Origin of the sequence: Streptomyces sp. S063 (assembly GCF_002832675.1) — a bacterium.
GTDB lineage: Bacteria > Actinomycetota > Actinomycetes > Streptomycetales > Streptomycetaceae > Streptomyces > Streptomyces sindenensis.
In genome coordinates, this window is sequence record NZ_CP021707.1 from 2,947,800 (window position 1) to 2,970,418 (window position 22,619).

Genomic DNA, 22,619 nt, shown 5'->3' on the forward strand with positions numbered 1-22,619 from the left:
GCCGCCCCGGTCGAAAAGCATGCGCGCGCATCTGTACGCCGCGCCGTTACCCCCAGTAAGTTACCTCGCGGTAAGGGTTGTGCCGCCTTGCCCACCAGGTAGTGCCGCCTCGTGCACCCAGATTCGGATACCGGGGGAATCATGAACCGGAGCACCGCCGGCCTGCTGGCCGTCGCCGTCGTCACCGCTCTCACCGTCGGCGCGGCGCCGACGGCCTGGGCCACGCCCGCCACCGCCACGCCCGCCGCAGCCGCGCAGAACGACAGCAAGGCGTCCGACCCGTTCTACCGCTACGACGGCAGCGAGCCGCTGTCCTCCTACGCGCCGGGCGACGTGCTGAAGAAGCGCACGCTGGACTATCACGTCCTCGGCATCCCGACGCCGGTCAAGGCCGTCCAGCTGCTCTACCGCACGACCGACGCCCAGGGCCGGCCGTCGGCCAACGTGACCACGGTGGTCCGCAGTCACCGCGGCGACGGCAGCAAGGCGGTCTCGTACCAGTCGTTCTACGACTCCCTCGACCCCGAGGACGGCCCCTCCCGGGCCATCGCCGGGAAGGTCACCCTCGGCGGGATCATCGCCAACGTCGAATCCATCGTCATGGCACCGCTGTTGCTCAAGGGCTACGACCTCGTCATCCCCGACACCGAAGGCCAGAGCGCCGAGTTCGCGGCCGGTCCCGCGTACGGGACGAACACCCTCGACTCGATCCGGGCGAGCACCCGGGCCGGGGCGACGGGGCTGCACGGCGGGACCAGGTTCGGGCTGCTCGGGTACTCCGGCGGGGCCATCGCCACCAACTGGGCGGCGGCCCTGGCCCCGGAGTACGCCCCCGAGGTGAACAGGCAGCTGGTCGGGTTCGCCGAAGCCGGGCTGCTCGTCGCGCCGGCGCACAACCTGAAGTACATAGACGGCTCCGTGGTGTGGACCGGCGTGCTGCCGATGGCGGTGATCGGCGTGTCCCGTGCCTACGACATCGACATCGAGCGCTATCTGAACCCGAGGGGCATCGCGGTCTTCGACGAGCTCGAACACGGCTCGATCGTCGATGCGCTGGGCCGCTACCCGGGGCTGACCTGGAAGGACCTGGCGAAGCCGGAGTACAAGGACCCCAACTCCATCCCCGCCTTCGTCGACGCGGTCAACAAGGTCAACCTCGGCGAGGCGGCCACCCCGACCGTCCCCGGTTTCATCGGGCAGGGAAACGCGGGCGTGCTGGAGGGAACGTTCAACCGGCCGCCGGGCATCGGCACGGGCGACGGTGTGATGGTCGCCGGTGATGTGCGGGCGCTCGCCAACCAGTACTGCGCCACCGGCAACCCCTCGATCCGGTACGAGCAGTACAACCTGCTCAGCCATTTCGGTGCCATGCCGTACTGGACCCCGCGCGCGATGTCCTGGCTCGACGACCGGTTCGCGGGCAAGACCGCCCCCACCAGTTGCGGCCGCATCCCCGCGGGCAACTCGCTGGCGCCGGAGAAGCCCGCCGTCACGAACTGACCGGCTCGTGGGGCAGCCGCCCCGCTCGTACGGCAGCGGTGCGGCCCGGTGTACGTGACCGGGACCGCACCCCTGCCCGGCGCGGCGCGGCGTTACGACAGCACCTTCGCCAAGGCCGTGAGCGCCGCCCCGAGTTCCTCCTCGGTGATGGTCAGCGGAGGCGCCAGCCGTACCGTCGAGCCGTGGGTGTCCTTGACCAGCACCCCTTCGGCGAGGAGCCGCTCGCTGATCTCCCGGCCCGTGCCGATCGCGGGGTCGATGTCCACGCCCGCCCACAGCCCGCGGGCCCGGTAGGCCGTGACGCCCGCGCCGACGAGGGCGGCCAGACCGCGGTCCAGTACTTCGCCCAGCTCGGCGGCCCGCCGCTGGAACTCGCCGGTGGCCAGCAGGTCGAGGACCGCGGAACCGATCGCCGCGGCCAGCGGGTTGCCGCCGAAGGTCGAGCCGTGTTCACCGGGCCCGAGCACGGAGAGCACGTCGCGGCGGGCGACCACGGCGGAGACCGGGACGATGCCGCCGCCCAGGGCCTTGCCCAGGAGCAGCATGTCCGGGACCACGCCCTCGTGGTCGACGGCCAGCGTGCGGCCCGTGCGCCCCAGGCCCGACTGGATCTCGTCGGCGATGAACAGGCACCCCGCGCGCCGGGTGAGTTCACGGACCCCGGTGAGGTAGCCGTCGTCGGGGATGACGACGCCGGCCTCGCCCTGGACGGGCTCGATCAGCACGGCCGCGGTCGTCTCGTCCACGACGGATTCCAGGGCGGCGAGGTCGTTGTACGGGACGACCCGGAAGCCCGGGGTGAAGGGACCGAAGCCGGCCCGGGCCGTCCCGTCCGTCGAGAAGCTCACGATCGTCGTGGTCCGGCCGTGGAAGTTGCCGTCGGCGACGACGATCGTCGCCCGGTCCGGTGCGACGCCCTTGACCTCGTACGCCCACTTGCGGGCGACCTTGACCGCGCTCTCCACGGCCTCGGCGCCGGTGTTCATCGGCAGCACCATGTCGAGGCCGGTCAGCGCCGCCAGGCGCTCGGCGAAACCGGCCAGCCGGTCGTGGTGGAAGGCGCGCGAGGTGAGGGTGAGTTCGTCGAGCTGGCGGTGCGCGGCCTCGATGAGGGCGGGATGGCGGTGGCCGAAGTTGAGAGCGGAGTAGCCCGCCAGCATGTCGAGGTAGCGACGGCCCTCGACGTCCTCGACCCAGGCGCCTTCCGCGCGGGCGACGACCACGGGCAGCGGATGGTAGTTGTGGGCGAGCACCGGGGCCTCGGCCCGGATCAGCTGCTCCGACGAGCGCGTCCCGGAGGCGGCGGAAGGGGTGACGGTGTCGGTCATCAGCGGATCTCCTGGGTGCAGCACTTGATGCCGCCGCCGGCCTTGCGGAACTCCGAAAGGTCGACCGGGACGGGGACATGGCCACGGTGGGCGAGCTCGTCGATCAGGCCGTGGGCCTGCGGAGCGATGAAGACGTGACGGCCGTCGGAGACGGAGTTGAGGCCGAACGCCAAGGCGTCCTCCTCCGTGGCGACGACCGCGTCCGGGTAGAGGTGCCGCAGGACCTCACGGCTGCCCGGGGAGAACGCCGCCGGGTAGTAGGCGATGTTCCCCGCGTCCGCCCCGGCGCCCCCGTCCGGCTCCCCGCCGAGGTGGAACAGAGCCGTGTCCAGGTGGTAGAAGCGCGGATCCACCAGGTCGAGGCCGATCACGGGCCTGCCGAAGAACTCCTGCACCTCGCGGTGCGCGGAGCTGTGCGTACGGAAGCCCGTTCCCGCCAGTACGTACCGTCCGGCCGGGACGAGGTCCCCCTCGCCCTCGCAGACCGAACGGGAGGGGCGGACCTCGTACCCGGCTTCCTTGAACCACTGCGTGTACGCCGCCGCCTCGGGCTGCCGCTCGGGCGCGTGGAAGGACGAGCCGAAGACCTTGCCGTCCATGACCAGAGCCGCGTTCGCCGCGAACACCATGTCGGGCAGACCGGCGACCGGGACGATCGTCTCGACGGTGTGGCCATGGGCCCGGTACGCCTCGACCAGGGTCAGCCACTGGTCACGGGCGAGCGGGAGATCGACCGGTGTGCCGGTGTCCATCCACGGGTTGATGGCGTAGCGCACCTCGAAATGGCGGGGCTCGCACATCAGATAGCGCCTGAGGCTCGGGCCACGGCCCAGCGGGCCACGTTCTACGGGCACGGCTTTCCTCCGCGTTCTCCGGGTGACGATGGGGATGTCATCACCGTAGAAAGCGGCCCGCGCGCCCGCCAAGAACGAAAGGCTGCACGCATACGCAGGAATGCTGCGCAGATGCGCCACTCAGAGCAGGTTCAGTGCGTCACCGCCGCCGCCCACATCCTCTCCGGCGTCGGGCGCGGGCTCGCTGACCCCCGCCTCGGGGCTGTCCGGCAGCAGGTGGGACAGCACCATGTAGCTGATCGTCTTGCGGATGAAGGGTTCGCTGCGGATCCGTTCGAGCACCTCCTCGAAGTGCTCCACATCGGTGGCCCTGATGTGGAACAGGGCGTCGGCGGCCCCGGTCACCGTCATGGCCGCCACGATCTCCGGGTACTTGCGCGCCACCTCGGACAGGCGCCTGGGCGGCGCCGCGCCGTCGCAGTACACCTCGATGTACGCCTCGGTGCGCCAGCCGAGCGAGGCCGGGCGGACGGTAGCCCGGAACCCCGTGATCACCCCCGTGGCGCGCAGCCGGTCGACCCGGCGTTTGACCGCGGTGGCCGACAGCCCGACGGACGTGCCGATCTCGGCGAAACTCGCCCGGGCGTTCGCGATCAGGGTCGCGACGATCTTCCGGTCGAGCTCGTCGAACGGCGTGGGCTTCGTGGTCATGGCGGGTGACCTTCCCCTCGTGCCGCCCCGGGAAGGGGCCGTCGGTCTCCCCCATCCTGCCGGTTCGCACGGCCCGCCCTCGGCGTGCGCCGAACCATGACCTCCATCGGCGAAGGAACGACGCTCTGGGGCTTCGCCGCCATTGGGCCGACAAATGACGGAACTCCTGCCTGGTTGACGCGCGTTGACAAGCAGCACACACTCAGTCAGGTCCATGACAACACGCACCTGACTGACCAACGACAGGGGATTTCCCGTGCTGCCGAGACCGAGTGTGTCCGCGTACATGAGGACCGCCGTCACCGCCCTCTCCGCCATCGCCCTCGCCGTCACCGGACTGCTCGCCGCCGCCCCCGCCGCTCCGGCGAACTCCTCGGCCGGCGTCGGGCACCCGTCCGCCGGGGTGGTCGTGAAGATGCCTGCCGCCGTCGCCGACCGTCTCGGCGCCGAACGCCAGGCGCTGTTGGACGCCGTCTCCGCGGACGTCCTCTCGCGGTCCCACGACGCCAGGGAACTCGCCCCGAGTGCCGCCGTCGGCGAACTCGCCGACGAGGGCCGCAAGGTGGTCGTCGACGTACGCGACGTCTCGGGCGACTGGGCCCGCGGCGTCGCCTACGTCGAGGCGTCGCGCACGCGGCACGGCGCACCGGAGGGCTGGCTCTACATCGCCCACCGCACGGACGGACGGTGGGTCTCGGGCCTGGAGGGCGACCGCGAGTTCGCCGACCATGTGGCCGAATCCCCGCTGGTCGGCGCGGCGGAGCGGCGGACCATGAAGGCCTACGCCGAACGCAAGGTGACCCCGGACGCGCAGGCCGCGCCGGCCGGCGCCCTGGCCAACACCAGCGGACTGCTGCTGCCCTGGATGCCCGACTACTACATGACCCTGACCGGCGGCCCTCACGCACATGACGGTGCGACCGGCTACTGGAGCGCCCTCGACTTCGCGGGCGGCAACGCCAGTGGTCTGGTGCGCTCGTCGCGTGAGGGTACGGCCACCTCGATGTGCGGCGCGGGCGGCGGCTGGACCCGGGTGATCCACCCCGGCGGCTTCTCCACGGACTACTACCACCTGCGGAACACGACCTACTACAACGGGACGTCGATCGCGCGCAGTGCCCTGCTCGGCAGCATCGGCACCGACACCTGCGCCGGCGGTTCCGCGACCGGCGCCCACGTGCACTGGTCCCTGCGCACGTACGACGCCAACTACAACGGCCAGTACACCTGGCTGAACGGCCGCACGATCGGCGGCTGGGCGTGGTGGAACGGATCCGCCCAGTACTCCGGCTGCGGCACCCGTCTCGGCGTCACGGCCTGCCCCGGCACGGCGATCTACAACCGCACCGGCTGACGCCCGGGGCGCCGCTCGCGGGACACCACGGGCCCGGCGGCAGGAGAACCACGGGATCCCGCCCGGTCGAAGCAACCGGACGGGATCCCGTGACGTTCATGAGAGCTGTTCAAGAGCTGTCGTTCGCGGGGCGCTCACGCACACGTCCGACCTGCGGCGACGCGATGCCCCCGGCGGGGGCGGATCCGATGATGACGGCCTCGCGGATCCCGCTCATGCGGTCCGCTCCGGGTTCGCCGGGGCGATCTCCTCGATCAGGCCCTCGACGAGCTTCCTGATCTCGTCGCGGATCGGGCGGACGGCCTCGACGCCCTGGCCCGCCGGGTCCTCCAGCGTCCAGTCGAGGTAGCGCTTGCCGGGGAAGACGGGGCAGGTGTCGCCGCACCCCATGGTGATGCAGACGTCGGACGCCTTGACCGCGTCGACGGTGAGGATCTTGGGGGTCTCGGCGGCGATGTCGATGCCGACCTCGCGCATGGCCTCGACGGCGGCGGGGTTGACCCGGTCGGCGGGGGCGGAGCCTGCGGAGCGGACCTCGACGCGGTCTCCGGCCAGGTGGGACAGCCAGGCGGCGGCCATCTGGGAGCGGCCGGCGTTGTGGACGCAGACGAACAGGACAGAGGGCTTCTCGGACACGGCAGTCTCTCTTGTCTCACGGCGAAATCAGGCACGAATGACTTCAGCACCTGATGGTGTCAGCCACCACTGATGTGAGAGTATCAGCCCATGATGACGTCAGTCGACACTGAACTGATCCGGGTGCTGGGCGACCCCCTGCGCCTGCAGATCGTGACCCTGCTCGCCCGCGAGACCCTGTGCACCACCCACCTCGTCGAGGAGACCGGCGCCCGGCAGACCAATCTCTCCAACCATCTGAGAGTGCTGCGCGAGGCCGGAGTCGTGGAGACCGAGCCCTGCGGCCGCTTCACCTACTACAAGCTCCGCCCGGACGTCATCGCCCAGCTCGCCGGCCAGTTCGCCGACCTGGCCGAGTCCGCCCGTACCGCAGCCGAGAACAAGAGGGCCTGCCCGTGACCCCCACCCAAGCGCCCGCGACCACCGAGGAGGCCTCGGTCGTCGCGAAGCTGTCGACGCTCGACCGCTTCCTCGCCGTCTGGATCCTCCTGGCCATGGGCCTCGGCCTCGGGCTCGGCAGGCTGATCCCCGGGCTGAACGACACGCTGGCCAAGGTCGAGATCGGCGGCATCTCGCTCCCGATCGCCGTGGGCCTGCTGATCATGATGTACCCGGTCCTCGCCAAGGTCCGCTACGACAAGCTCGACGCCGTCACCGGCGACCGCAGGCTGATGGTCTCCTCCCTGGTCGTCAACTGGGTCCTCGGCCCGGCGCTCATGTTCGCCCTGGCCTGGATCTTCCTGCCGGACCTGCCCGAGTACCGCACCGGCCTGATCATCGTCGGCCTCGCCCGCTGCATCGCCATGGTCATCATCTGGAACGACCTCGCCTGCGGCGACCGCGAAGCCGCCGCCGTCCTCGTCGCCCTCAACTCGGTCTTCCAGGTCATCGCCTTCGGCGTCCTGGGCTGGTTCTACCTCGACCTGCTGCCGGGCTGGCTCGGCCTCGGCGACGGCGAGACCCTCGACATCTCCATGGGGAAGATCGCGCTGAACGTCGTCATCTTCCTCGGCATCCCGCTCGTCGCCGGCTTCCTCACCCGCCGCATCGGCGAGAAGAAGCTGGGCCGCGAGTCCTACGAGCAGAAGTTCCTGCCGAAGATCGGCCCCTGGGCCCTCTACGGCCTGCTCTTCACGATCGTCATCCTCTTCGCCCTCCAGGGGAAGACGATCACCTCGCAGCCGCTGGACGTCGTACGGATCGCCCTCCCGCTGCTCGTCTACTTCGCGGTGATGTGGTTCGGCACGTTCCTGCTCGGCAAGGCGATCGGCCTGAACTACGACCGCACCGCCACCCTCGCCTTCACGGCCGCCGGCAACAACTTCGAGCTCGCCATCGCGGTCGCCATCGCCACCTTCGGCGTCACCAGCGGCCAGGCCCTCTCCGGAGTCGTCGGCCCGCTGATCGAGGTTCCCGTCCTCGTCGCCCTGGTGTACGTCTCGCTCGCCTGGCGCAAGAAGTTCACCCCGCCGCAGATCAAGTAGCCCGGCCGTACAGCAGAATTCGGCTGCCCCGCCTCACCCGGCGGGGCAGAGACCGACCGCCGCCCTCGCGGTCCCGCCCGATCAGGCGGGACTGGCGAGGAGAGCCGCCATTCCGGCGATCACCGACGGCTCCACCCAGTAGTAGACCCACGTACCGCGCCGCTCGGAGGCCAGCAGACCGGCCTCGCGCAGCTTCCTGAGGTGGTGGGAGACGGTCGGCTGGGAGACGCCGACGTCGGCGATGTCGCACACGCACGCCTCCCCGTCCGGGTGCGAGGCGACCTTGGAGAACAGGCGCAGCCGCACCGGGTCGGCCAGGGCCTTGAACATCGCGGCCATCTTCTCCGCGTCCGCCTGCGAGAGCTCGGCCGAGGTGAGGGGCGGACAGCACGGCTCCACCTGCCCGACGGGCGTCACCGGCAGCTCCATCATCCGCGAATTCGACATATGTCTATGTTGACACCCGCCGATGCAAGTGGCAAGCTCCAGACACGGAAGGACATCGACGAACATCGAATCAAAGGCGGTCGTCGCCGGTCCGCGCCGATCGCATGCCGCCGTCCGCCGCCCCGTTCCGAGGAGACCACCCGCCATGAACGAACAGCAGCTTCCCGTCGTCGTCATCGGCGCCGGCCCGGTCGGCCTCGCGGCCGCCGCCCACCTCACCGCGCGCGGTACCGACGCCCTGGTCCTGGAGGCCGGGACCGCGGCCGGGGCCGCGGTGCGCGCGTGGGGTCATGTACGCCTGTTCTCCACCTGGTCCGAACTGGTCGATCCGGCCGCCGCGAAGCTCCTGGCGCCCACCGGCTGGGCCGCCCCCGACGGTGCGACCTACCCCTCCGGGGCCGACTGGGCCGAGAAGTACCTCCAGCCCCTCGCCGACGTCCTGGGCGACCAGGTCCGCTACGACGCCACCGTGACCGGCGTCTCCCGCCTGGGCCGGGACCGTGTCGTGGACGCCGACCGCGAGCGGCAGCCCTTCACCGTCCACGTGCGCCACACCGACGGCTCCGAGGAGCGTCTCCTCGCCCGCGCGGTCATCGACGCCTCCGGCACCTGGTCCACCCCCGGCCCCCTCGGCGGCGACGGTCTCCCCGCGATCGGCGAGAAGGCGTCGGCCGACCGGATCTCCTACCGGATCCCCGACCTCAAGGACCCGGCCGTCCGCTCCCGGTACGCCGGCCGGCGTACCGCCGTCATCGGCTCCGGGGCCTCCGCCTTCACCGCCCTGGCCTCGCTGGCCGGCCTCGCCCGACAGGAGGGGGGCACCCACGCGGTGTGGGTGCTGCGCCGGGGGATCTCGGGCTCGACCTTCGGCGGCGGCGCCGCCGACCAGCTGCCCGCCCGCGGGGCCCTGGGCCTCGCCGCGAAGGCCGCGGTCGACGAGGGGTACGCCGACGCGGTCACCGGCTTCCGCACCGGGTCGGTCGAGAGGGCGGGCGAGCAGGTGGTCCTGGTCGCCGAGGACGGCCGCCGCCTCGACCCCGTGGACGAGGTCATCGTCCTCACCGGTCTGCGCCCGGACCTGTCCTTCGTCTCCGAACTCCGCCTCGGCCTCGACGAGCGCCTGCAGGCCCCCGGTGAACTCGCCCCTCTCATCGACCCGAACCAGCACTCCTGCGGCACCGTCTACCCGCACGGGGTCAAGGAGCTCTCCCACCCGGAGAAGGACGTCTACCTCGTCGGCATGAAGTCCTACGGCCGAGCACCGACCTTCCTGGCCATGACCGGCTACGAACAGGTCCGCTCCGTCGCCGCGGCCATCGCCGGCGACCGGGAAGCCGCCGAGCGGGTCGAACTCACGCTGCCCGAGACCGGCGTCTGCGGCGGAGCCGGCCTCTTCGACGAGCCCGAGGCGGACCGGGCCGGGAACGGCGGCTGCTGCGCCACCCCCACCACGGAGACCATCGGCATCGGAGCCCCCGCCTCCTCCGGCGGCTGCTGACCGCGGTGCCCGACGCCAAGGCCCCGGAGGCCGCGACCGGAACGGGGGTCCGGTCGCGGCCACGCGCCGTGCTGCCCGCACTCTGCGCCACACAGATCACCAGCTGGGGCATCGTCTACTACGCCTTCCCCGTCCTGCTCTCCCGCATCACCGCCGACACCGGCTGGTCCACGAGCGCCACGACAGCCGCCTTCTCCCTGGCCCTGCTCGTCTCGGCGGCGACCGGCATCCCCATCGGCAGAGTGCTGGACCGCCGAGGCCCTCACCTCGTGATGACCGGCGGATCGGTCCTCGCCGTCCTGGCGGTACTCACGGTGGCGGCGGCCCCGAACCTCCCGGTCTTCTTCGCCGCCTGGGCAGCGGCCGGCGTCGCGATGGCCGCCACCTTCTACCAGCCCGCCTTCGCCGCGCTCACCCGCTGGTGGGGCCCCGACCGCATCCGCGCCCTGACCGTCCTCACCCTGGCCGGCGGCCTCGCGAGCACGGTGTTCGCCCCCCTCACCGCCGCGCTGGCCCAGCACCTGAGCTGGCGCTCGACCTACGCCGCTCTCGCCGTGATCCTCGCCCTCATCACCATCCCCGCCCACGCCCTCGCGCTGCGCGCGCCCTGGCCGCCGGCACCGCCCGCGCCACCGGCGACAGGCAAAGGCACCGCGGTGACCCGCAGCCGCCCCTTCGTCGTCCTGGCCGTCGCCTTCACCCTCTCCGGTTTCGCGATGTACGCGGTCGTCATCGGGCTCGTACCCCTTCTTCAGGAACGGGGCGCGAGCACCACCGCCGCGGCCTGGGCCCTGGGCCTCGGCGGTGCCGGTCAGACCCTCGGCCGCACCCTCTACGCCGGTCTCGCCGCCAGGACGTCCGTCACCGCGCGCACCACCGTCCTGATCGCCCTCGGCGGAGCCACCACGGCCGCACTGGCTCTCGTCCCCGGTCCGGTCCCGCTCCTCGTCCTGCTCGCGGTCCTCGCGGGCGTTGTCCGCGGCAACCTCACCCTCCTCCAGGCCACCGCCGTCACCGACCGCTGGGGCACCACGCACTACGGGAGGCTCTCCGCGCTCCTCACCGCTCCCGCCACCCTCGCCGCCGCCCTCGCCCCCTGGGCCGGGGCCGCCCTCGCCGGACCGCTCGGCGGCTACGACCGGCTCTTCCTCGCACTGGCGGGAAGCTCGCTGGTAGCTGCCGTGCTTGCCCGGAGCGCGCGTACGCGTGGAGGTGCGGTACTGCCTGAACACCGCTGAGGCCCACCGTCACGTGATTCGCGCCAGGACCCCGGTCACCCCTGCTCGACGACCGGAGCGTCGGGTTCGTGCTGCCGCCGCGTCCCGGTGTGGCGGGGTGCGCGTCCTGCACGACGTCCTCGGCATCGGCCGCCGAGCCGAGGAGACGGTACGCGAGCGAGGCCGGTCAGCCCCTCGCCGACGAGCCCGTACGGTCCCGCCTCCGCGCCGGCCGTCTTGCGCGTCGAGGCGGTCGCGCAGCCGCAGCGCCGACGGCCGTCCCGCGACGTCGAAGGCATGCTCGGCGTCGACGGTCGGTACGAGGTCACGGTGACCCTGTTCTCCAGGGCCCGGGGCGGCGTCCCACCTACCCGCGGACAGAAGTCTGCGACATCCCGGAACGGTCGTGCAGGCCGAGCCGCAGATGCTCCACATGGAAGAGCGCCTGCTCCAGGAGCTCGGCGACGTGGTTGTCGTAGAGCGAGTAGATGATGGAACGACCGTGACGCTCGCCGGTGACCAGTCCGAGGTTGCGCAGCAGCCGCAGCTGGTGCGAGCAGGCGGACGCCTCCATGCTCACGGCCTCCGCGAGGTCGCCGACCGAGCACGGGCCCTCCTGGAGGCGGGCCAGGATGTACAGGCGGGACGGGGTGGCCAGAGCCTGGAGGGTCGCGGCGACGTCGGAGGCTCCCGCCGCGTCGAGTCGTTCACGCGCGGTGGTGTCGCTCCTGCCGTCGGCTCCGTGCCCCATGGGACCCATCCTAACGATCACACCTGAACACCTCTTCAGGCATTCTTGGAAGCGCGCTACTGCCGAGGGACAAGGCCACCGCCGTCCAGGGGGAGGCGCGTACCGGCCGCGCGGTGGGGGCGAGGTCGCGCGGTCAGCGGCCGTGGTGCTGGGCTCGGTGCGTCTCCCAGCGCTCCATCAGCGACCCCAACTCCTTCTCCAGGAACTGGAAGAACTCCAGCGTGTCGTTGATCCTGCGCCCTTGGGGGGTTTCGAGCCCGAAGTGGCTCACACCCTCCCTCAACGTCGCCTGCCAGCTCCTCAGCATGGCGTCGCGCCCCGTCAGGGCGCTGTACCACTGATCACCCTGTACGCGGTAACGCTCACGCCGCGAACCCGGCTCCCTCTCACGGCTGATCATGTTGACCTGTGCGAGATGGCGGACGGCTCCCGATACGGCCGCCGGGCTGATCGTGAGCCGCTCGCCCAGCTCGGCGGAGGTCAGGGCCCCCCGCTCGGAGGAGAGCAATGCCGCGAAGACCCTGGCCGGCATGCGGGCCATCCCGGCTTCGACGAGCTGGGCGGCGAAGCGCTCGACGAACGGCGAGGCGGCGGCCTCCGCGTCGGCGGCCCCGCCGCCGACGCGGGCCTCCCCCGGCCGCCGTCCGCACGGCCGTCTCCCCGCCGCCGCTCATTCATGCCCTGACCCCAGTCCTTGTGATTCGGCGCCCCGACCCACCCGAGGCCCCGCGGCAGTCTATCGAGTGATTCATACGGTTCCTTAACTTCACACACTTCTGAAGAAAGCGTACGTTCGGCATCATGAAGAAGGCAATCACTGTCGCCGGGCTCCACAAGTCGTTCGGCCGGACACACGCCCTCGACGGCCTGGACCTCACCGTCGACGTCGGCGAGGTCCATGGCTTCCTCGGCCCCAACGGTGCGGGAAAGTCCACCACCATCCGTGTTCTGCTCGGGCTGCTGCGCGGTGACTCCGGCTCCGCGCAGCTCCTGGGCAAGGACCCGTGGAAGGACGCCGTCGAGCTGCACCGGCGGCTCGCCTACGTACCCGGCGACGTGGAGCTGTGGCCCAACCTCACCGGCGGGGAGGCCATCGACCTGCTCTCCAAGCTGCGCGGCGGTCTCGACCGGCGGCGGCTCGACGAGCTCGTCGAGCGGTTCGACCTGGACCCGACCAAGAAGGGCCGCGCCTACTCCAAGGGCAACCGGCAGAAGGTCGCCATCGTCGCCGCGCTCGCCTCCGACGCGGAACTGCTGCTCCTGGACGAGCCCACGGCGGGACTCGATCCGCTCATGGAGGTCGTCTTCCAGGACGTCATCCTTCAGGCGAAGGCCGCGGGCAGGACCGTGCTGCTCTCCAGCCACATCCTGGCCCAGGTCGAGAAGCTCTGCGACCGCGTCAGCATCATCCGGCAGGGCCGCAACGTACAGTCGGGCACGCTGAGCGAGATGCGGCACCTGACGCGCACGACGGTGGAGGCCGAGACCCAGCACCCGGTCACCGGACTCGACACCCTGCCCGGCGTCCACGGGGTCCAGACGCAGGACCGTCGGGTGAGCTTCGCCGTCGACGGAGCACACCTCGACACCGCCATCCGCAGAGTCGGCGAGTTCGGCATCCGCGGTCTGATCAGCCATCCGCCGACGCTGGAGGAGCTGATGCTGCGCCACTACGGCGACGAGCTCGCCGTCAACGGAGGCCAGAGGCGCACCGGAGGCTCCTCCGGCTCAGGGGACACGGTCTCCGGCACGGTCACTCCGGTCCTCGGCGGCGACGAGGCGGACCGATGACCACCACCGCAGCAGCCCTCCGGGCCCGCACCGCACCCGGACCGGGTCCGGGCGCTTTCGCGGGTACCGCGGCCCTCATCCGGTTCGCCCTGCGCAGGGACCGTGTCCGTCTCTCGGTCTGGCTGCTCGCGCTCACCCTGGGCACGCTCGCCACAGCGAGCGAATACACGACCCTGTACGCCACCGCCGAGAAGCGGGCCGCGGTCGCCGCCACCATGGACAGCCCCGCCGCGCTCGCCATGACCGGCCCGCGCCGCTACCTCTCCGACTACGACATCGGCGCGATGCTCGGTCATCAAATGCTCGGCTTCATGGCCGTCCTGGTCGGCCTGATGAGCGTCCTGATCGTCACCCGGCACACGCGGAACGAGGAGGAGACCGGCCGGGCCGAGCTGGTGCGCTCCACCGTCGTCGGGCACCACGCCCAGCTGGCCTCCGCCCTGGCGGTCGCCGCCGTCGCCAACATCGCCCTCGCCGTCCTCGTGGCCCTGGCCCTCGTCTCGACGCGCATCGACGGCATCGGCACCGGCGAAGCACTGCTGTACGGGCTCACGCACACCGTGATCGGCCTGGTCTTCGCCGGCATCGCCGCCGTCACCGCGCAGGTGACCGCCCACGCGCGCGGCGCCTCCGGAATGGCGCTCGCACTGATCGGTGTCGCCTACGTGCTGCGAGCCTCCGGCGATGTCGGCAACGACGCCCTGTCCTGGCTCAGCCCGATCGGCTGGATCCAGCGCACCTACGTCTTCGTCGACAACCGCTGGTGGCCCCTGCTGCTCTGCCTGGCCACGGCCGCGCTCACGGCCGCCGCCGGCTTCGTGCTGAGCACCCGGCGTGATGTCGGCGCCGGCCTGCGCGCCGCCCGGCTCGGCCGCCGTACCGCGTCCGAAGCCCTCACGCGGCCCTTCGGCTTCGCCCTGCGGCTGCACCGGGCGACCCTGCTGGGCTTCGGCGCCGGACTGTTCCTGATGGGCCTCATGTACGGCTCCATCCTCGGCGACGCCGCCGACATGGTGAAGGACATCGAACAGGTCCAGGAGGCGCTGGCGGAGATCGGCGGCAGCTCCGTCGCCGAGTCGTTCGCGTCGATGGTGATGGTCGTCGTCGCGGTCGTCGCCGCCGTGTACGTGGTGATGGCCTCCCTGCGGCCGCGAGCCGAGGAGAGCGCCGGCCGCGCCGAACCCCTGCTGGCCACCGGTCTCTCGCGCGACCGCTGGCTGGGCAGCCATATCGCCGTCGCGCTGGCCGGCGGTACGGCGCTGCTGCTCGCGGCCGGGCTGGGCTTCGGTCTCGCGGGCGCCGCGTCCACCGGGGACACCGCCCTCGTGGGGGAACTGCTCGGGGCCGCCGTCGCGTACGCGCCCGCTCTGTGGGTGACCGCGGGTGTGGCCGTCGTGCTGTTCGGCTGGTGCCCCCGCGCCGCATCGGCGGCCTGGGTCGTGCCCGTGTACGCGTTCCTCGTCGGGTACCTCGGCGCGATTCTCCGCTTCCCCGACTGGATGAACGACCTCTCGCCCTTCGGCCACGTCCCCCGCCTTCCGGCCGCCGAGATGAGCTGGACTCCCGTGCTCGTCCTCACAGCCGTCGCGGCCGGACTGGTCCTGTCGGGGCTGGCGGGCTTCCGCCGACGGGATCTGGAGACGAAGTGACGGAGGCAACCGGACCTGCGTAGAGCAGAGGGCCCTCCTCACCCGGCGGCACCCCCGCCCGCCACCACAAGCGCCGGTCCGCGCCCCGGAAAGGGGGCGCGGACCGGCGGTCAAGGGTGATCGGACATCTAACGGTGGTGCGTCACCGCACCGTATGAGCCCTGCAGAACCGCTCCACGAGCTCGCAGACCTCCACCGGCGCCTCGTCCAGGAGCAGGTGCCCCGCCCCTTCGACCACCCTGAGCCCCACCCCCAGACGATGCCGGGCGGCCGGCCCCAGAGCGCCCGGGGGCAGGAAGAGGTCGAACCTTCCCGTAGCGACCAGCACCGGAGCCGCGCGGGACCGTTCCAGGAGGGCGGGCGGCAGCGGCGCAGGGGCCAGGCTGGTGCGGCAGCGGCGCGCGACCAGATCCATCCACGCGCTCAGGTGCCCGGGGACCGTCCACCCCGGGGCGGACATATGACGCAGCAACTCCTCCGCTCGCGGCACCGAAGGGCGCAGGAGCCAGGGAACGGTGGCGGCCAGCAGGGGGGCGGGGGTCCGCAGACGCGTGACGCCGGCGCCGGACAGCAGCACTCGACCGGCAATGAGAGGAGAGCCGCAGGCCAGCGCCACCGCGCCGCCCAGGGAATGCCCCACCACCACGGCCGGCTCCCGCACCACCAGAGCCAGGATCTCGCTCAGCCACCTTCCGTACCAAGCCGTGCGCCCGGCACGGGGCCTGTGACCCGAGCTGAGCCCCGGCTGCCCGGGCAGGTCCAGGATCACCACACGGTGTTCACGGGCCAGCCCTTCGGCGGCAGCCAGACACAGGGCGGCATTCATGTTCGTACCCGGCAGCAGAACGACGGCCGGTGCTCCGTCCCGCGACTCGGGGCCCACGGTCACGACACTGGTCAGGCCCGCCGATGTCGCCGTCTCCCGGCGGGCATGGGGCACGTGCCACGCGTCGATCCGACTCAGGCACCAGTGCCGAATCTCCTTTTGAGCCCTGGCGTTTCTGTAGACAGAGGGCACGTACCCGTCCTTCGTGATCGGCACCGGCAGATGGAGGCGGCAAGTCAGGCGTTCTGATCGGGCCAGTTGAGGATGCGGGCTCCGATGACCGCGGTCTGCAGCGCGTATCGGTGCCGGGGGTTGGCCGGGTCGGACCCGGTGAGCTGGTGGATGCGCTCCAGCCGGTAGGTGAAAGCGCGGACGCTCAGGGACAGCTTCCGGGCGGCGTACGTCGTGACGCATCCCGCGTCGAAGTAGGCGGTGAGGGTGTCCAGATGGGTCTGCGGGCCGTTGCGGCTCCTGAGCAGCGGGCCCAGCGTGGTGCGGACAAGGTCGGCCATGGCCTGCCGGTCCCGGGTCAGCACCGGATACACGAGAAGGTCCGCGGCGTACAGCACCGGATCATCGAGTTCCAGCCGGACCGCCAGATCCAGGGCCCGGAGGGCCTCCTCGTAGGAGTGGACCACGCCGCCCGCGCCCGGGTGCGGGCGGCCGATGGCGGCCCGGCCACCGTCGGTCGCGGCGTGGGCCTGTTTGGCGAAGTGGATGAGAACGTCCCGCTGGTCGCCAGGGGCGATGCAGATCATCCGGCCGTCCTTGGTGGTGAGCAGGACGTTGCGGTCGCCGAAGCGCGCGTTCACGGCCCGCTCCACGAGGCGGGGCACGGCCTCGCCCTCCAGGTAGGGATCGGCGCCTTCCGCGACGGCGACGGCGTGGGCATGGGAGAGCCTCAGCCCGAACTGCTCCGCACGCTCCACCAGACGTCCCAGGTCGCCACGCCCGTACAGCAGGTCGTCGATGAACTCGCGGCGGCGTGACTCCTCCTGCCTGAAGGCGATTTGCTGCGCTCTTTCGTAGCCCTCAGAGCGCCTCGACGGCGGTCTGCACCGTGGCGAGCACACAGTCAGCACCCGCGGCCCCCACGGGCCAGGCGACGCGGGCGCGGGCGAGGTGGTGCACGACCAGGGCGCGCAGCGTGATGCCGTCGTCGGCCGCTTGTTCCCCGAAGACACGGAGTCCTTCCAACGTGGCCTCGTCGGGCTCTTGCCCTGTCGCCGCGGCCGAGGCCAGCAGGGATTCGTATCCGGTGTACGTCTGCATCCGGTCGTCCTGTCTCAGGGCGCCACCTGTACTGCCTCGGGTGCGCCGATGCCTTCGGGGATCGGCGCACCGGCTCAGGTGGTGCGGTCGTCGGCGTAGGTGACGGGTTCGTCGACTCCGGCCCGGCGGAAGCCGTCGCGAGCTTCGAACGAGGCTCCGCTGATCAGGGTCAGGACGCCGCGGCACCGAGCGGGACGGGCGGCTGTTCCCACTCCCTGGGCACCGTCGGCGGTCAGGACAGTGGTGCCGCGCAGGCCGATGCGGACCCGCTCGGCCTCCGGACGGAGCACGGCGACCTGCCGCCGGTCCGGCAGCGGCTTCACCGGCGACCGGCGCGCCGGGGCCCCCTCCCGGACAACAGATCCGGGGCTCTCGTGCAGTGGTGCGGTCGTTCGTACACGGCGGGCAGCCTCCGGGGTCGCGGCGGACGGAGGGACAACCGCCCCCGTCGCCGACCAGGCTTCCCGGCACACCAGCGCCCGTGACGACGCGTTGCACGCATCCTAGTCACGGCCTCTCACGGACAACATAGATGCGACGACCGGTCCGAAGCCCGACTCGAACCGAGCAGCGCCGGGCGGCGCCGAACCGAGGCTTCTCCGAGCGGCATCCGCGTCGCACCAAGTCTGAGAACCACGAAATCCCGCCCAGTTGAAGTAACTGGACGGGATCTCGTGAACCCTTCACGAGATGACTCGTGAACAGTTCGCTTGTGGACCTGTGGGGATTTGAACCCCAGACCCCCTCGATGCGAACGAGGTGCGCTACCAGACTGCGCCACAGGCCCTTGCGACGTGTGAAACTCTAGCACCCTCACAGGGGTGCTTGGAAATCCGTTCCTCCGCTGGTCAGCGGTGTCGGGTTTCCCGGTACCCCCGGGCGTCCCCGGGGGCCTCACTCATTGGCCGCGCGCGGCCGGTCCTCGTCGTCGTACTGGTCGAAGAGCGGGGTCCGGCCCCGGTCGCGGTTGCGGCGGGACTGGTTCGTGCGCTGGCGCGGGGCCGGGTCGACCGCCGGAGCCGTCGGGTGCGAGGTGCCCGTCTGGGTGGGTTCGGCGGTGCTGGAGCGGGCCGCGCTCCAGGTCTCCGGGTCACCGACCTCCACCGCCCCCGTGGCCCGGGGGGCGACGGGCGCGGTGACATAGGTGGGCAGCGGTACGGGAACGGGTTCCCAGCTGTCTCCCTGAACGCGGCCGCGTTCGCGCTGCTGGTCCACCCACTCCGCGTGATCCGTCTGCTCGACGAGGGCGCGGCGGCCGGCCTCCTGGGGGGAGACCGTGGGGGTGGGTTCCGGCTCCGCGTGGTGCGCTTCGGAGTCGTCGTCCGCCTCGGCGGAGTCGGGGGCCGCGGGCTGGTTGCGGCGCGGGCGGTTCTCCCGCAGCCGCTGTGCCGCGTCCTCGGCCCGGCGGCGGTCCATCGTGAAGGCGAACCGTCGGCGCTCCTGGGCACGCAGGTGCACGATGTACGTGCTCAGCAGCACGGCCGGCACCGCAGGGGCCCAGAGGAAGCCGAGGCCGCCGACCGCCGCGACGATCGCGCCGAGGGTGAAGGCCAGGAAGAGGACGACCGTGGTCCGCCTGCGCCGCGCCAGAACCTGGGAGCGCCGGGCGCGCCGGGCCCGCTCGGCGTCGGCCGCGCCGGGGCGCGGGCGCCGCGGGGCGGGGGGCACGTGCTCCGCGGGGCGCTCGCCGGACCGGCGGTCGTGCGCCGGGCGGTCGGATGCCTGGTGGCCCGGGGCGCGCTCGGGCGCGTGCGCCGGGTCGTTCAGCCGGGCTTCCGTGTGCGCCGGAGGCGCGGCAAAGGCCCGGACGTCCACGGACTCCATACGGTCCGTTTCCCGGTCCGGGTCGACCTCGGGCCCCGCCTCCTCGGCGGTGCGCTCCCGCAGCTCCTTGGCGTAACGGCGCTCCATCGCCGCCCGGCCGGACAGCAGCCGGATGGCGGTGCTGAAGCGTTCGGTCGGACGTGCTTCGTTGAGCTCGTCCTGCCTGCGGAGCCACATCGGCACCAAGTAGGCGGCCCAGGCCCCGACGATGACTGCGTAGATGAGGCCGCTGCTGCTCACACTCACACCGTAGAGGGGTTTGCGCGGAAGGATCCGCCAATTGGCCCGGTGTGTCGCACGATCCGGCTGATATCACGGACTTTTTTTGTGATTGTTCGGATCAACAGAGGCCGATAGCCCTGGCCATTACGGTCACTCAGCGATCAAATTCGAACACTTATTTTATTTCCTCGGTCGCCCCGGGGCCTTCCGGCGTCGCGCGCCGCGACCGGCGCCAGCGGCGGAGCATCCCGTCGGGCACTTCCTCGGCGGTGAGGGCGAAGATCAGGTGGTCGCGCCAGGCTCCGTCGATGTGGAGATAGCGCGGGCGCACGCCCTCGGAGCGGAATCCGAGTTTCTCCACCACCCTGCGGCTGGGCGCGTTCTCCGGGCGAATGCAGACTTCGATCCGGTGCAGGCCCACCGTGCGGAAGCAGTGGTCCACCGCGAGCGCCACCGCCGTCGGCATGACGCCGCGCCCGGCGACGCTCCGGTCGACCCAGTAGCCGATATGACCGGAGCACATCGAGCCCCAGGTGATCCCCGCGACCGTGAGCTGGCCGACCAGCCGGCCCTCGTACTCGATGGCGAACGGCAGCATCCGCCCCGCGTTCGCCTCGGCGCGCAGATGGCGGACCATCTGCCGGTACGTGGGGCGCTGCGCGATCGGGCCGCCGGGGGCGGGCGGTGGGACGGTGGCCTCCCAGGGGCGCAGCCAGTCGCGGTTGCGCCGGTTGACCTCGCGCCAGACCCGCTGGTCACGCATCTTTATCGGACGCAGGACGATCTCGCCGTCGGTCAGCGTCACCGGCCAGGTCGCGATGCTCAGCTCGGGCTCCCCGGTCGGGGGTGGTCGCCGCCTCGGAGCTGGTCGACGGCGTGCACCAGGAGCCGGCCGAGGACGGAGAGCCCGTCCTTCACCCCGCCGGTGGAGCCGGGGAGGTTGACGATCAGGGTGCGGGACGCGACGCCCGCGAGGCCCCGGGAGAGAGCGGCGGTCGGGACCTTCGCGAGGCCCTCGGCCCGGATCGCCTCCGGGATGCCGGGGATCTCGTGGTCGAGGACGCGGCGGGTGGCCTCGGGGGTGGCGTCGGTGGGCGAGATGCCCGTACCGCCGGTGGTGACGATCACGTCGTACCCGGCGGCGACGCCCGCGCGCAGGGCCGCCTCGACCGGGTCGCCGTCCGGGACGACCTGTGGGCCGTCGACCGTGAAACCGAGGCCGGTCAGCGCCTCCGCGATCAGCGGGCCGCCCTTGTCCGCGTACACACCGGCGGAGGCCCGGTTGGAGGCGGTGACGACGAGGGCGCGGTACGGGGCACCCGGGGCGGCTCCGGTGGGCTCGGGCCCCCGCGCCGGCTGCTCGTGGCCGGCGCCTCCGGCGGGCTCGGGCGGCGTCACGCGTTCGGTCCCGCCGATGCCGCCGGCGTGGTGCGCCGGTAGTCGCCGGACTTGCCGCCCGACTTCGCCTCGACCCGTACGTCGGTGATGACCGCGCTCTTGTCGACCGCCTTGATCATGTCGACGACGGTCAGGGCCGCCACCGACACCGCCGTCAGGGCCTCCATCTCGACGCCCGTGCGGTCCGTCGTCTTCACGGTGGCCGTGATCTCCACCGCGTCGTCGGCCACGCTCAGGTCGACCTTCACCCCGGAGACGGCCAGCGGGTGGCAGAGCGGGATCAGGTCCGGGGTGCGCTTGGCCCCCATGATCCCGGCGATCCGGGCGGTGGCGAGGGCGTCGCCCTTGGGGACCCCCTCGCCGCGCAGCAGCTCGATCACGCGCGGCGCGACGAGCACCCGGCCGGACGCGCGGGCGACGCGGGTGGTGACGTCCTTCGCCGACACGTCGACCATGCGGGCCGCGCCCGCCTCGTCGATGTGCGTCAGCCTGTTCTGCGTACTCAACTCACTCCGCCTAGCGGTAGGGGCACCGATGGGCCTCGGGCCCGGAGGGGGACCTCCGGAAGGCACGGCGGCAGATACCGTACCGCCACCGGGCGGCGGTCAGCGGAGCAGGACCACGTCCGTCTCCGTGCCGGGCTCGACCGAGGTGACGTCCTCGGGGACCACGATCAGCGCGTCGGCCTGGGCCAGCGCGGCGACCAGATGCGAACCGGAACCGCCGACCGGGGTGACCGTGCCCGCCTCCGCGTCGTAGCGGCCGCGCAGGAACTGGCGGCGGCCGGCCGGCGAGGTGAGCGCTTTGTCGGAGCCGAGCTCGGCGCGGACCGTGGGACGGTGCACATCGGCCAGGCCCATCAGGGCCCGGATCGCGGGGCGGACGAACAGCTCGAAGGAGACGTAGGCGGAGACCGGATTGCCCGGCAGGGCCAGCAGCGGGGTGTGGTCCGGGCCGATCGAGCCGAAGCCCTGGGGCTTGCCCGGCTGCATGGCGAGCTTGCGGAACTCGACCCCGCTGCCCGGCTCGTCCGCGTCGCCGACGGAGGACAGCGCCTCCTTGACGACGTCGTACGCGCCGACGCTGACGCCGCCCGTGGTGACGACGATGTCCGCCCGGATCAGCTGGTCCTCGATGGTGGAGCGCAGCGTCTCGGCGTCGTCGGCGACCGCGCCGACCCGGTAGGCGATGGCTCCGGCGTCCCGGGCGGCGGCGGTGAGCGCGAAGCTGTTGGAGTCGTAGATCTGGCCGCCCGTCAGCACCTCGCCCGGCTGGATCAGTTCGCTGCCGGTGGACAGGACGACCACGCGGGGGCGGGGCCGTACGACCACGGTGGAGCAGCCGATCGCCGCGAGCAGGCCGATCTGCGGCGGGCCGACGACCGATCCGGCGGCCAGGGCCGGCTCGCCCGGCTGGACGTCGCTGCCGCGCTTGCGCACATGGGCGCCCGCCGCGACCGGACGGTGGACGCGGACCTCGCCGGTGGCGCCCTCCGGCGCGTCGGCGTGCGCGCGCATCCCCTCGGCCGGGCCCTCGCCCGTACCGCCGTCCGTCCACTCGACCGGGACCACGGCCTCCGCGCCGGCGGGCAGCGGGGCGCCCGTCATGATGCGGGCGGCCTGTCCCGGTCCCACGACCTGGTCGTCGGCGAGCCCGGCGCTGCCCGCGGCGACGTCCCCGATGACGGTGAGGACCGCGGGGAACTCCTCGCTGGCGCCCTCGACATCGGTGACGCGGACCGCGTAACCGTCCATGGAGCTGTTGTCGAAGGGCGGCAGGGCCACCTCCACGACGACGTCCTTGACGAGGACGCAGCCCTGGGCGTCGGGCAGCTGCAGCTCGATGGGCTCCAGCGGCCTCACCAAGGCGAGGATGTCGTCCAGGTGCTCGTCGACCGACCAGATCGTGCTGCTCACG

At 72.0% G+C, this 22,619-nt stretch carries 22 protein-coding genes, 1 tRNA gene and 1 pseudogene; 8 read left to right on the plus strand and 16 right to left on the minus strand.

Translation table 11 applies throughout. From position 1 onward, the window contains the following. The first annotated feature begins 141 nt into the window (after positions 1-141). Positions 142-1,500 (plus strand): lipase family protein, encoded by a 1,359-nt coding sequence (locus CCZ36_RS13295; RefSeq protein ID WP_069744621.1) that lies wholly within the window; start codon positions 142-144, stop codon positions 1,498-1,500. A gap of 92 nt (positions 1,501-1,592) precedes the next feature. On the opposite strand, the gene rocD is transcribed toward CCZ36_RS13295, so the two are convergent. From rocD to CCZ36_RS13310, 3 genes are all read right to left on the minus strand, one after another. Further along, entirely contained in the window at positions 1,593-2,828 is a 1,236-nt protein-coding gene (gene rocD, locus CCZ36_RS13300) for an ornithine--oxo-acid transaminase (RefSeq protein ID WP_128817723.1), read from the minus strand. Next, positions 2,828-3,628, minus strand: a complete 801-nt coding sequence (gene ddaH / locus CCZ36_RS13305) for a dimethylargininase (RefSeq protein WP_069740248.1) — start codon at positions 3,626-3,628, stop codon at positions 2,828-2,830. Before ddaH ends, rocD begins: the two co-directional genes overlap by 1 nt. A 174-nt stretch (positions 3,629-3,802) precedes the next feature. Further along, on the minus strand, positions 3,803-4,333 hold the full coding sequence (locus CCZ36_RS13310) for an Lrp/AsnC family transcriptional regulator (RefSeq protein ID WP_069740247.1): 531 nt from the start codon (positions 4,331-4,333) through the stop codon (positions 3,803-3,805). A 286-nt stretch (positions 4,334-4,619) separates the two neighbouring features. On the opposite strand from CCZ36_RS13310, the gene CCZ36_RS13315 reads away from it, so the two are divergent. After that, a complete protein-coding gene (locus CCZ36_RS13315; protein ID WP_069740256.1) occupies positions 4,620-5,687 on the plus strand; it encodes a M23 family metallopeptidase in 1,068 nt (355 codons plus the stop codon). A 213-nt stretch (positions 5,688-5,900) separates the two neighbouring features. Here the strand turns inward: CCZ36_RS13315 and CCZ36_RS13320 are convergent, their stop codons facing one another. Next, complete coding sequence (locus tag CCZ36_RS13320; protein WP_069744618.1) at positions 5,901-6,323, minus strand: arsenate reductase ArsC; 423 nt, start codon at positions 6,321-6,323, stop codon at positions 5,901-5,903. Between the two features lie 90 nt (positions 6,324-6,413). On the opposite strand from CCZ36_RS13320, the gene CCZ36_RS13325 reads away from it, so the two are divergent. Together CCZ36_RS13325 and arsB are read left to right on the plus strand one after the other, a co-directional pair. Continuing rightward, complete coding sequence (locus tag CCZ36_RS13325) at positions 6,414-6,722, plus strand: ArsR/SmtB family transcription factor (RefSeq protein ID WP_023416076.1); 309 nt, start codon at positions 6,414-6,416, stop codon at positions 6,720-6,722. Continuing rightward, complete coding sequence (gene arsB, locus CCZ36_RS13330) at positions 6,719-7,807, plus strand: ACR3 family arsenite efflux transporter (protein WP_128817724.1); 1,089 nt, start codon at positions 6,719-6,721, stop codon at positions 7,805-7,807. Before CCZ36_RS13325 ends, arsB begins: the two co-directional genes overlap by 4 nt. An 81-nt stretch (positions 7,808-7,888) precedes the next feature. Here arsB and CCZ36_RS13335 read toward each other — a convergent pair whose 3' ends face one another. Beyond that, positions 7,889-8,254, minus strand: coding sequence for an ArsR/SmtB family transcription factor (locus CCZ36_RS13335; RefSeq protein WP_069740244.1), 366 nt, complete (start codon positions 8,252-8,254; stop codon positions 7,889-7,891). 145 nt (positions 8,255-8,399) lie between these two features. Here CCZ36_RS13335 and CCZ36_RS13340 point away from each other — a divergent pair, with 145 nt between their 5' ends. Both CCZ36_RS13340 and CCZ36_RS13345 read left to right on the plus strand, forming a co-directional pair. Further along, complete coding sequence (locus CCZ36_RS13340) at positions 8,400-9,752, plus strand: FAD-dependent oxidoreductase (RefSeq protein ID WP_128817725.1); 1,353 nt, start codon at positions 8,400-8,402, stop codon at positions 9,750-9,752. A gap of 5 nt (positions 9,753-9,757) precedes the next feature. Next, complete coding sequence (locus CCZ36_RS13345) at positions 9,758-10,990, plus strand: MFS transporter (RefSeq protein ID WP_069744615.1); 1,233 nt, start codon at positions 9,758-9,760, stop codon at positions 10,988-10,990. 346 nt (positions 10,991-11,336) lie between these two features. Here the strand turns inward: CCZ36_RS13345 and CCZ36_RS13355 are convergent, their stop codons facing one another. Continuing rightward, a complete protein-coding gene (locus CCZ36_RS13355) occupies positions 11,337-11,720 on the minus strand; it encodes an ArsR/SmtB family transcription factor (protein ID WP_069744614.1) in 384 nt (127 codons plus the stop codon). A 133-nt stretch (positions 11,721-11,853) separates the two neighbouring features. Further along, positions 11,854-12,252 (minus strand): GbsR/MarR family transcriptional regulator, encoded by a 399-nt coding sequence (locus CCZ36_RS13360; protein ID WP_237302655.1) that lies wholly within the window; start codon positions 12,250-12,252, stop codon positions 11,854-11,856. A gap of 269 nt (positions 12,253-12,521) precedes the next feature. On the opposite strand from CCZ36_RS13360, the gene CCZ36_RS13370 reads away from it, so the two are divergent. Together CCZ36_RS13370 and CCZ36_RS13375 are read left to right on the plus strand one after the other, a co-directional pair. Then, positions 12,522-13,511 (plus strand): ABC transporter ATP-binding protein, encoded by a 990-nt coding sequence (locus tag CCZ36_RS13370; RefSeq protein WP_128817728.1) that lies wholly within the window; start codon positions 12,522-12,524, stop codon positions 13,509-13,511. After that, positions 13,508-15,160, plus strand: a complete 1,653-nt coding sequence (locus CCZ36_RS13375) for an ABC transporter permease (RefSeq protein WP_128817729.1) — start codon at positions 13,508-13,510, stop codon at positions 15,158-15,160. The genes CCZ36_RS13370 and CCZ36_RS13375 overlap by 4 nt, the downstream gene beginning before the upstream one ends. A 142-nt stretch (positions 15,161-15,302) precedes the next feature. Here CCZ36_RS13375 and CCZ36_RS13380 read toward each other — a convergent pair whose 3' ends face one another. The 9 genes and pseudogenes from CCZ36_RS13380 to glp form a co-directional block, all read right to left on the minus strand. Then, positions 15,303-16,100 (minus strand): alpha/beta fold hydrolase, encoded by a 798-nt coding sequence (locus CCZ36_RS13380; protein WP_237302656.1) that lies wholly within the window; start codon positions 16,098-16,100, stop codon positions 15,303-15,305. A 122-nt stretch (positions 16,101-16,222) separates the two neighbouring features. Then, positions 16,223-17,258, minus strand: a pseudogene (locus CCZ36_RS13385) (PucR family transcriptional regulator). Positions 17,259-17,332: 74 nt separating this feature from the next. After that, the gene (locus CCZ36_RS13390; RefSeq protein WP_128817730.1) at positions 17,333-17,581 is read right to left on the minus strand and encodes a hypothetical protein; all 249 of its coding nucleotides are present in this window, start codon (positions 17,579-17,581) and stop codon (positions 17,333-17,335) included. 390 nt (positions 17,582-17,971) lie between these two features. Then, a tRNA-Ala gene (locus CCZ36_RS13395) sits at positions 17,972-18,045 on the minus strand. A gap of 107 nt (positions 18,046-18,152) precedes the next feature. Then, a complete protein-coding gene (gene sepX, locus CCZ36_RS13400; RefSeq protein WP_128817731.1) occupies positions 18,153-19,322 on the minus strand; it encodes a divisome protein SepX/GlpR in 1,170 nt (389 codons plus the stop codon). 157 nt (positions 19,323-19,479) lie between these two features. Further along, on the minus strand, positions 19,480-20,109 hold the full coding sequence (locus CCZ36_RS13405; RefSeq protein WP_069740344.1) for a GNAT family N-acetyltransferase: 630 nt from the start codon (positions 20,107-20,109) through the stop codon (positions 19,480-19,482). 17 nt (positions 20,110-20,126) lie between these two features. Further along, positions 20,127-20,702: a MogA/MoaB family molybdenum cofactor biosynthesis protein gene (locus CCZ36_RS13410; RefSeq protein WP_128817732.1), complete on the minus strand. Its 576-nt coding sequence runs from the start codon at positions 20,700-20,702 to the stop codon at positions 20,127-20,129. Further along, positions 20,699-21,208 carry a cyclic pyranopterin monophosphate synthase MoaC gene (gene moaC / locus CCZ36_RS13415; RefSeq protein ID WP_128817733.1) on the minus strand — a complete coding sequence of 170 codons (510 nt, stop codon included), beginning with the start codon at positions 21,206-21,208 and terminating at the stop codon, positions 20,699-20,701. The genes CCZ36_RS13410 and moaC overlap by 4 nt, the downstream gene beginning before the upstream one ends. A 99-nt stretch (positions 21,209-21,307) precedes the next feature. Continuing rightward, positions 21,308-22,618, minus strand: coding sequence for a molybdotransferase-like divisome protein Glp (glp, locus tag CCZ36_RS13420; protein ID WP_128817734.1), 1,311 nt, complete (start codon positions 22,616-22,618; stop codon positions 21,308-21,310). Between the last annotated feature and the right edge of the window lies 1 nt (position 22,619).